Origin of the sequence: Kitasatospora terrestris (genome assembly GCF_039542905.1) — a bacterium.
GTDB lineage: Bacteria > Actinomycetota > Actinomycetes > Streptomycetales > Streptomycetaceae > Kitasatospora > Kitasatospora terrestris.
The window spans coordinates 6,544,648-6,552,448 of the sequence record NZ_BAABIS010000001.1 but is presented as its reverse complement, the minus strand read 5'-3'; the positions used below and the strand labels follow the sequence as shown (position 1 = coordinate 6,552,448).

At 74.4% G+C, this 7,801-nt stretch carries 6 protein-coding genes; 3 read left to right on the top strand and 3 right to left on the bottom strand.

Annotated features, from left to right (window positions below):
- Positions 1-864 (bottom strand): aminoglycoside phosphotransferase family protein, encoded by an 864-nt coding sequence (locus ABEB06_RS30065; RefSeq protein WP_345700046.1) that lies wholly within the window; start codon positions 862-864, stop codon positions 1-3.
- Between the two features lie 202 nt (positions 865-1,066).
- Here ABEB06_RS30065 and ABEB06_RS30060 point away from each other — a divergent pair, with 202 nt between their 5' ends.
- A complete protein-coding gene (locus tag ABEB06_RS30060; RefSeq protein ID WP_345700045.1) occupies positions 1,067-2,902 on the top strand; it encodes an AfsR/SARP family transcriptional regulator in 1,836 nt (611 codons plus the stop codon).
- A 103-nt stretch (positions 2,903-3,005) separates the two neighbouring features.
- Positions 3,006-4,610 carry an alpha/beta fold hydrolase gene (locus tag ABEB06_RS30055; protein ID WP_345700044.1) on the top strand — a complete coding sequence of 535 codons (1,605 nt, stop codon included), beginning with the start codon at positions 3,006-3,008 and terminating at the stop codon, positions 4,608-4,610.
- 71 nt (positions 4,611-4,681) lie between these two features.
- On the opposite strand, the gene ABEB06_RS30050 is transcribed toward ABEB06_RS30055, so the two are convergent.
- Positions 4,682-5,206, bottom strand: coding sequence for a gamma carbonic anhydrase family protein (locus tag ABEB06_RS30050; RefSeq protein ID WP_345700043.1), 525 nt, complete (start codon positions 5,204-5,206; stop codon positions 4,682-4,684).
- Between the two features lie 107 nt (positions 5,207-5,313).
- On the opposite strand from ABEB06_RS30050, the gene ABEB06_RS30045 reads away from it, so the two are divergent.
- Positions 5,314-6,822: an MFS transporter gene (locus ABEB06_RS30045; protein ID WP_345700042.1), complete on the top strand. Its 1,509-nt coding sequence runs from the start codon at positions 5,314-5,316 to the stop codon at positions 6,820-6,822.
- Positions 6,823-6,861: 39 nt separating this feature from the next.
- On the opposite strand, the gene murQ is transcribed toward ABEB06_RS30045, so the two are convergent.
- Entirely contained in the window at positions 6,862-7,791 is a 930-nt protein-coding gene (murQ, locus tag ABEB06_RS30040; protein WP_345700041.1) for an N-acetylmuramic acid 6-phosphate etherase, read from the bottom strand.
- Between the last annotated feature and the right edge of the window lie 10 nt (positions 7,792-7,801).

Genomic DNA, 7,801 nt, shown 5'->3' with positions numbered 1-7,801 from the left:
TCAGTACTCACCGCGCCCGAACGCGAGCAGCTCGGAGATCCGCTCGGGGGTGTTCGAACGGGACGCGCCGAGCGGGGCCATCGCCCGGCACCAGGCGTCCAGCCGGTCGACGTCCAGCCGCGCCTCGCTCGCGAGTTCGTCGCGGCGCCGGAGCATGGCGGCCCGGTCCCAGCCCTCCAGGACGTAGTCGGCGGCGTCGAAGCAGCGCTCGCCGGCGCAGGCGATCGGGCTGCGGGCGACCAGGCCGCGGCTGTCGGAGGCGAGCACGTTGCCCAGGTGCAGGTCGCCGTGGAGCAGGACCCGGTCGGCCGGGTCGGCGAGCAGTTCGGCGGTGATCCGGCGGGAGTCGGCGACGTCCAGGCCGCCGCGCTCGGTCCAGCCGTACATCAGCTCCAGCCAGTCGGTGATCCGGCGCGGCGCCGCCTCCGGGTCGCCGACCGCGTGCAGGTCGTCGAGGAAGCGGGCGTACTCGACCGGGTCGGGCTGCTCGGGCAGCTTCTCCACCGGGGTGCCCGGGGTGACGGCCTCCAGCAGGACGGCGCCGCGGGCGGTGTTCCGCACCTCGGGAACCCTTCCACTGGGGGCGAACTGACGGAGCATCGACACCTCTTCGGCCAGCGCGTAGGAGTCGGCGGCGAGCTTGAGGCTCGACGCGCCGAGCGGCCCGGTGCAGGCGATCACCACGGAGGAGACCCCCGAGGTGAAGTCGGTCTCGACGTCGGTTCCGATCTCCAACTCCCAGGCCCGGGACAGTGCTTCCAGCTGGCCGGGCAGAGCGGCCAACCAGCGGTGGTTGACCTTTCCGTGGCGGGCGTAGTCGGCGATCGCCTGGAATCTCGCGGTTATCTCTTCCAGATCAAGCAACGGGGATCATCACCAATCGGCAGGCGGCGGACGATCTTTGACGCGATCAACGCCGGACAGCCTGGCGGACGCACGTTCAAGCCGGATGGAAGCCGTGTGCAAGTTCCGTTCAAGGAATGCACCGTATGCGTCGCTCATTGACAGGACTTGTTCAATGTGGGTTCAATCACACCGCAGACCGCGCGCGTCCTTCGGGGGAGACATGGCCGGTGGCACGATCTGGTTCGGCCTCCTGGGGCCCCTGGAGATCCGCGTCGCAGGCTCGACGGTCACCGTGCCGTCCCGCGTCCGGGTCCTGCTGGCGAGCCTGCTGTGCCGACCCAACCAGACCGTCGGGGTGGAGGAACTCGCCGACGCCGTCTGGAGCAACGAGCCGCCGCGAGCCGCCGGGGCCACCCTGCGCAGCCACGTCCTGCGGCTGCGCAGGCTGCTCGGCGAGGCGGCCGTCCGGATCGAGACCACCGGCTCCGGCTACCGGATCGGCCTGGACCCGCACACCGAGCTGGACGCCACCATCTTCAGCGCGCACGGCGAGGCGGCCCGCGCCGCCGCCCGGCGCGGCGACTGGCAGACCGTCTCCCGCTCGGCGGCCGCCGCCCTGGAGCTGTGGCGCGGCGTACCGCTCTCCGACGTGCCGTCCGACCCACTGCACCGCGACGAGGTGCCGGGCTGGCTGGAGGCCCGGATCGAGCTGACCGAACTGGGTGCCCGGGCCGACCTGCACCTCGGCCGCACCGCCGAGGCCGTCCGGGTGCTCCGGCGGCTGGCCGCCGAGGAGTCGCACCGCGAGGGCGTGCACGCGCTGCTGATCGAGGCCCTGGCGGCGGCCGGGCGGCGCGCCGAGGCGCTCGCGGTCTACCGCCGGCTGCGCGCCGCGCTCGCCGCCGACCTCGGCATCGAACCCGGCCCGCAGATCGCCGCCGTCCACCAGCGGGTGCTCGGCCCGGCCGGGCCCTCCGCTCCGGACACCCGGCACCGGCCCGAACCGGCCGCTCCCGCCGGCCGGACGCCGCCCCGCCCGGTCACCGTCCTGCGCCAACTGCCGGCCGACCTGGCGACCTTCACCGGCCGCGGCGCCGAGCTCGCCGCACTGCTCGACGCGGCGGCCGGACCGATCGGCTCCCCCGCCACCGTCCAGGTCACCGCGATCGAGGGCATGGCCGGGGTCGGGAAGACCCGCCTGGCGGTCCGGGCGGCCCACGAGCTGGCCCGGGCCGGCCGGTTCAGCCAGCTCCAGTTCTACGTCGACCTGCGCGGCTTCGACCCGGACCACGAGCCGCTGGACCCGGCCGACGTGCTGGACGGGCTGCTGCGCGCCCTCGGCGTGGACGATCACCGGGTCCCCGCCGGGCTGGACGCCCGGGCCGCCCTCTTCCGCGACCGCCTGCACGGTCGCGAGGCGCTGCTGCTGCTCGACAACGCCGCCGACGAGCCCCAGGTCCGCCCGCTGGTCCCGGCCGGGCCCGGCTGCCTGGTGCTGGTCACCAGCCGCCGCCGGCTGGCGGGCCTGGACGGCGCGACCATCGTGGCACTCGACCCGCTCAGCCCGCCGGAGGCCGTCGACCTGCTGGCCGCCGTCGCCGGGCCCTGGCGGATCGCAGCCGCCCCGGAGGCCGCCGAGCACATCGCCCGGCTCTGCGGCCGGCTCCCGCTCGCCCTGGCGCTGGCCGCCTCCCGGCTGCGGGCCCGCCCCGCCTGGGGCCTGCCGGACCTCGCCGACCACCTGGAGGTCGGCGGCATCCGGGCGATCTCCGCCGGTGACCGCTCGCTGCGCACCGCCTTCGAGCTCTCCTACCGGCGGCTGCCGGAGCCCGGCCGGCGGTTCTTCCGGATGCTCGCGGCCCACCCCGGCCGCGACTACACCGCGCGTTCGACCGCCGCGGCCGCCGCGCTCGACCCGGCCGCCGCCTGCGCGGAGCTGGAGGCGCTGGTCGACGAGAACCTGCTGCTCCAGGACCTGCCCGGGCACTACCGGCTGCACGACCTGCTGCACGCGTTCGCCCGCGAGGCGGCGGCCGCCGAGAGTCAACTCGCCTGAATGGTAAATAAACTGAAAAGCTTTCATCATTGTGAGGTATTCCGCTGAGCGGACGACGGTGCCACGCTGACCGGGTTTGCCCGACACCCGAGGAGGTACATCCTTGTTGCGGCTCCGTATGCCCGCGGCGGCGGTGGCACTGGCCGGCGCGCTCGCCCTGGTCGCCGGTTCGGCCGGGGCGGCCACGGCCGAACCCGCGCCGGTGGCGCCGAAGGTCGACCCGGTGGCGTGGACCCCGTGCAATCCCGATCCGTCCAAGCCGGATCCGGGGATCTACGACTGTGCCGTCTACCCCGTGCCGTTGGACTACGCCCACCCGAACGGCGAGAAGATCGGCATCGCGATGATGCGCCGCCGGGCCGCCGACCCGGCCAAGCGGATCGGCTCGCTCTTCCTCAACCCCGGCGGCCCGGGCGGCAGCGGCTACCTGTGGGCCACCACCACCCGGTTCGAGAAGCGGGTGACGGACAGCTTCGACCTGGTCGGCTTCGACCCGCGCGGCGTGGCCCGCAGCAACCCGCTGCGCTGCTTCACCACCGCCGAGGACGCCGACGCGGTCTTCAACCGGATGACCGGCGTGCCCGTCACCGCGGCCGAGATCGACGGCACCCTCGCCGCGACCCGCGACTACACCACCGCGTGCGGCCGCAACGCCGGCCCGCTGATCGAGCACATGTCCACCATGAACGTGGTGCGCGACCTCGACCGGATGCGCCAGGCCGTCGGCGACAGGCAGCTGACCTTCGCCGGCTTCTCCTACGGCACGCTGATCGGCGCCACCTACGCCAACATGTACCCGGGCAAGGTCCGCGCGGTGATCGTCGACGGCAACGTCGACCCGCAGCTGCGCCTGCACAACGGCGTGGAGTACGACCGGCAGCGCGCCGGCGGCTTCGAGCTGGCGCTGGACGAGTACCTGCGCCGCTGCGCGGCGGTCGGCGCGCCGCGCTGCGCGTTCGGCGCCGGCGACACCCGGGCCAAGTTCGACGCCATCCGCGACCACCTGCGGACCAGCCCGGTGACGCTGCCGAACGGCTCGGTGGTCACCCTGTCGACCTTCACGGGCGAGGTCGCCAACGCGCTGTACGCGCAGACCCGGCAGGCCCCGCTGGCCCGCTCGCTGCAGGCCCTGCAGCAGGTGATCTCCCCGGCGCCCGCCTTCGGCCTCGCGGCCGAGCCGCAGGTCCCGGTGGCGGAGGCCGAGGCGCTGGCCGTGCCGGCCCCGCACGCGCTCCGCGAGGCCCCGGCGGACACCCCGTACACCTCGGACGACTCCTACTACGGCGTCAACTGCCAGGACAAGCCGTACCCGTCGAACCCGAAGGTGTTCGCCAACCTCGCCCGCGCCTGGGAGATCGAGGCGCCGACCTTCGGCCGCTACCAGGCCTTCGACGCGCCGGCCTGCGCGACCTGGCCGGCCCCGGCCCGCGAGGTCGAGCGGTACGCGGGCCCGTGGAACCGGCACACCGCCAACCCGCTGATGGTGATCGGCAACCTCTACGACCCGGCCACCCAGTACCGGTTCGCGCAGAACATGCAGCGCGAGCTGGACAGCGCGGTGCTGGTGACCGTCGACGTGATCGAGCACTGCGCGGTCGGCCGCTCCAAGGCGCTGAACGCGCTGGTCACCTCCTACCTGGTGGACCAGGCCGTACCGGCGCCGGGCCAGGTGCTCAAGCCGGACCTGGACCCGTTCCCGGCCGTCTGACCGGACGGGGACGCGCGAGCCGCCGGGGCGCGGCGGCCGGAGGACAGCCGGCCGCCGCGCCCCGGCGCACGTCAGCGGTACAGCTCCGCGTGGGCGTCGGAGAGCAGCAGGTAGCCGTCCGCGTTGAGCTTGACCGCGGCCTGCTCCTCGGCGGTCAGCGGCTGCTTGACCCTGCCGGGCACGCCCGCCACCAGCGAACCGGCCGGGATCTCGGCGCCCTGCGGCACCACCGTGCCGGCCGCGATCAGCGAGCCGGTGCCGACCCGGGCCCCGTTCAGCACCCGGGCGCCCATGCCGACCAGCACGTCGTCCTCGACGGTGCAGCCGTGCAGCACCGCGTTGTGACCGACCGTCACCCGTTCGCCGACCCGCACCGGGAAGCCGGGGTCGGCGTGCACGGTGCAGTTGTCCTGGACGTTGGAGTCGGCGCCGATCGCGATCGCCTCGGCGTCGCCGCGCAGCACCGCCTGGTACCAGACGCTGGCGCGCGGTCCGAGCCGGACCGCTCCGATCACCACGGCGGTCGGCGCGACGAACGCGCTCGGGTCGATCTGCGGCTCCAGGCCGCCGATTCCGGTGATCAGCGCTTCGGGCATGGGTGGACTCCCGGGGTGGAGGGGCGGTGGGGCCGTGCGGGCAGGGCCAGGCTACTCGGCCGCGTCGGTCACCCCGGGTGGGGGTCGGCCGTACGTACAGTGAGCCGGTGGAACGCAAGTGGTGGACCCTGCTCGCCGTCTCGGTGGCGACCTTCATGCTGCTGCTCGACATCACGGTGGTGAACGTCGCGCTGCCGTCGATCCGCGCCGACCTGGGGGCGAGCTTCACCGACCTCCAGTGGGTCTTCGACGCGTACACCCTGACCCTGGCGGCGCTGGTGCTGACCGCGGGCTCGCTGGCCGACCGGCTGGGGCGGCGGAAGATGTTCGCCATCGGCCTGGTGGTCTTCTCGGTGGCGTCCTTCCTGTGCGCCGTCGCGCCGGACCCGGCCTTCCTCAACGGGTCGCGGGCGGTCCAGGGCGTCGGCGGCGCGATCATGTTCGCGGTGTCGCTGGCGCTGATCGCCCAGGAGTTCACGGCCGGCCGGGAGCGCGGCGCGGCGATGGGCGTCTACGGCGCCACCATCGGCATCGCGGTCGCGGTCGGGCCGCTGATCGGCGGGGCGCTGACCGACGCGCTCGGCTGGGAGTCGATCTTCTACCTGAACGTGCCGATCGGCGCGGCCGCGCTGGTCGTCACCTTCGTCAAACTGCGGGAGAGCCGCGACCCGAACGCCACCCGGGTGGACTGGCCGGGCGTGGCGCTGTTCAGCGCGTCGCTGTTCCTGCTGGTGCTGGCGCTGGTCCGGGGCAACGCCGAGGGCTGGACCAGTGCGCTGATCCTCGGGCTGTTCGCCGCCTCGGCGGTGCTGATGGCCGGGTTCGTGGCGGTGGAGCTGCGGGTCGCCGACCCGATGCTGCCGCTGGGCCTGTTCCGGCGGCGGGCGTTCACGGGAGTGCAGCTGGCGGCCTTCGCGGTCTCCGCCTCGCTGTTCGCGCTCTTCCTCTACCTGACCCTGTACCTGCAGAACTACCTGGGCCTCTCCCCCTTCCAGGCGGGCCTGCGCTACCTGCCGATCACCGTGCTGAGCTTCCTGATCGCGCCGGTCGCCGGACTGCTGCTCTCCCGGGTGCAGGCCCGGCTGATGCTGGGCGTGGGCCTGGCCATGGTCGGCGTCGGCCTGCTGCTGATGGGCGGGATCCAGCCCGACGACAGCTGGACCGCGCTGCTGGCCGGCTTCCTGATCGGCGGTGCGGGCGTGGGCCTGATCAACCCGGTGATCGCGGACGTCGCGGTCAGCGTGGTGCCCAAGGAGCGCAGCGGCATGGCCGCGGGCATCAACGACACCTTCCGGCAGGTCGGCATCGCGGTGGGGATCGCCGTGTGGGGCGCGGTGCTGGTGGCGCGCGGGACGGACCGGTTCACCGAGCTGGCCGGCCCGGTGGCCGCCGGGGCGCCGGCCCACGAACTGGTCGAGGCGGCTTCCTCGGGAAGCCTCGGGCAGGCGCTGGCCGCCGTCCCGGTCCCGGCCCGGCAGGTGCTGACGGTGGCGGCCCGGGACGGCTTCCTGTCCGGGCTCAACCTGGTGCTCTTCCTCGGCGCGCTGGTCAGCCTGGTCGGCGCCGCCCTGGCCCTGTGGCTGGTCCGGGAGAACGAGATCGAGCGCTCCGCGTAGGGCCGGGCGCACGGGCTCGGAGCGCGGCGCGCACGGCGTCTAGAGCGCGGCGCGCACGGCCTCGCGCAGGCGGCCGCCGTGGGCGGCGAGCAGCCGGGCGGCCGTCCTGGCGTCGACCCCGGCCAGCAGGGTGAGGATCGCGTCCTTGACCTCGCCGCCGGTGGCGGCCAGCGCCGCCGCCACCGCGGCGTCCTCGGCGCCGGTGGCCAGGGCGACGATCCGGTGGCAGCGGGCGCGCAGCTTCTCGTTGGTGGCGCGGACGTCGACCATCAGGTTCCCGTAGGTCTTGCCGAGCCGCACCATCACCAGCGTGGAGAGCATGTTCAGCACCAGCTTCTGCGCGGTGCCGGCCTTCAACCGGGTGGATCCGGTGAGCAGTTCGGGCCCGACCTCGACCTCGATGCCGTGCTCGGCGGCGGCGGCCAGCGCCGAGCCCCGGTTGCAGGCCAGCCCGACGGTCAGCGCACCGGCCGCCCGGGCGTGCTCGACCGCGGCCAGCGCGTACGGGGTGCGGCCGGAGGCGGAGATGCCGACCACGGTGTCGTCCGCGGTGAGCGCGAGGCCGGCCAGGTCGGACTCGGCGAGTCCGCGGCTGTCCTCGGCGCCCTCGACGGCGCGCAGCACCGCCTCCCGGCCGCCCGCGATCAGGCCGACCACCTGGCCGGGCGCGGTGTTGAAGGTCGGCGGGCACTCGGCGGCGTCCAGCACGCCGAGCCGGCCGGCGGTGCCCGCGCCCGCGTGCACCAGTCGGCCGCCGCGCGCCATCCGCTCGGCGATCGCGTCCACGGCGGCGGCGATCGCGGGCAGTTCGGCGGTGACCGCGTCGGCGACCGTGCGGTCCTCCGCGTTCATCAGCCGGGCCAGTTCGAGGGTGGGCAGCAGGTCGATCTCCGCCAGCTCGGGCCGGTGCGCCTCGGTGGCGAGCCGGTCGAGCTGGGCGCGGAGGTCGGGCCGGTCACTGCTGGTCATGGGCCGATCG

What these genes read in the sequence shown, in the direction of transcription:
- ABEB06_RS30060 (WP_345700045.1), top strand. Translation starts at nt 1,067, where the DNA reads ATGGCCGGTGGCACGATCTGGTTCGGCCTCCTGGGGCCCCTGGAGATC.
- ABEB06_RS30050 (WP_345700043.1), bottom strand. Translation starts at nt 5,206, where the DNA reads ATGCCCGAAGCGCTGATCACCGGAATCGGCGGCCTGGAGCCGCAGATC.
- murQ (WP_345700041.1), bottom strand. Translation starts at nt 7,791, where the DNA reads ATGACCAGCAGTGACCGGCCCGACCTCCGCGCCCAGCTCGACCGGCTC.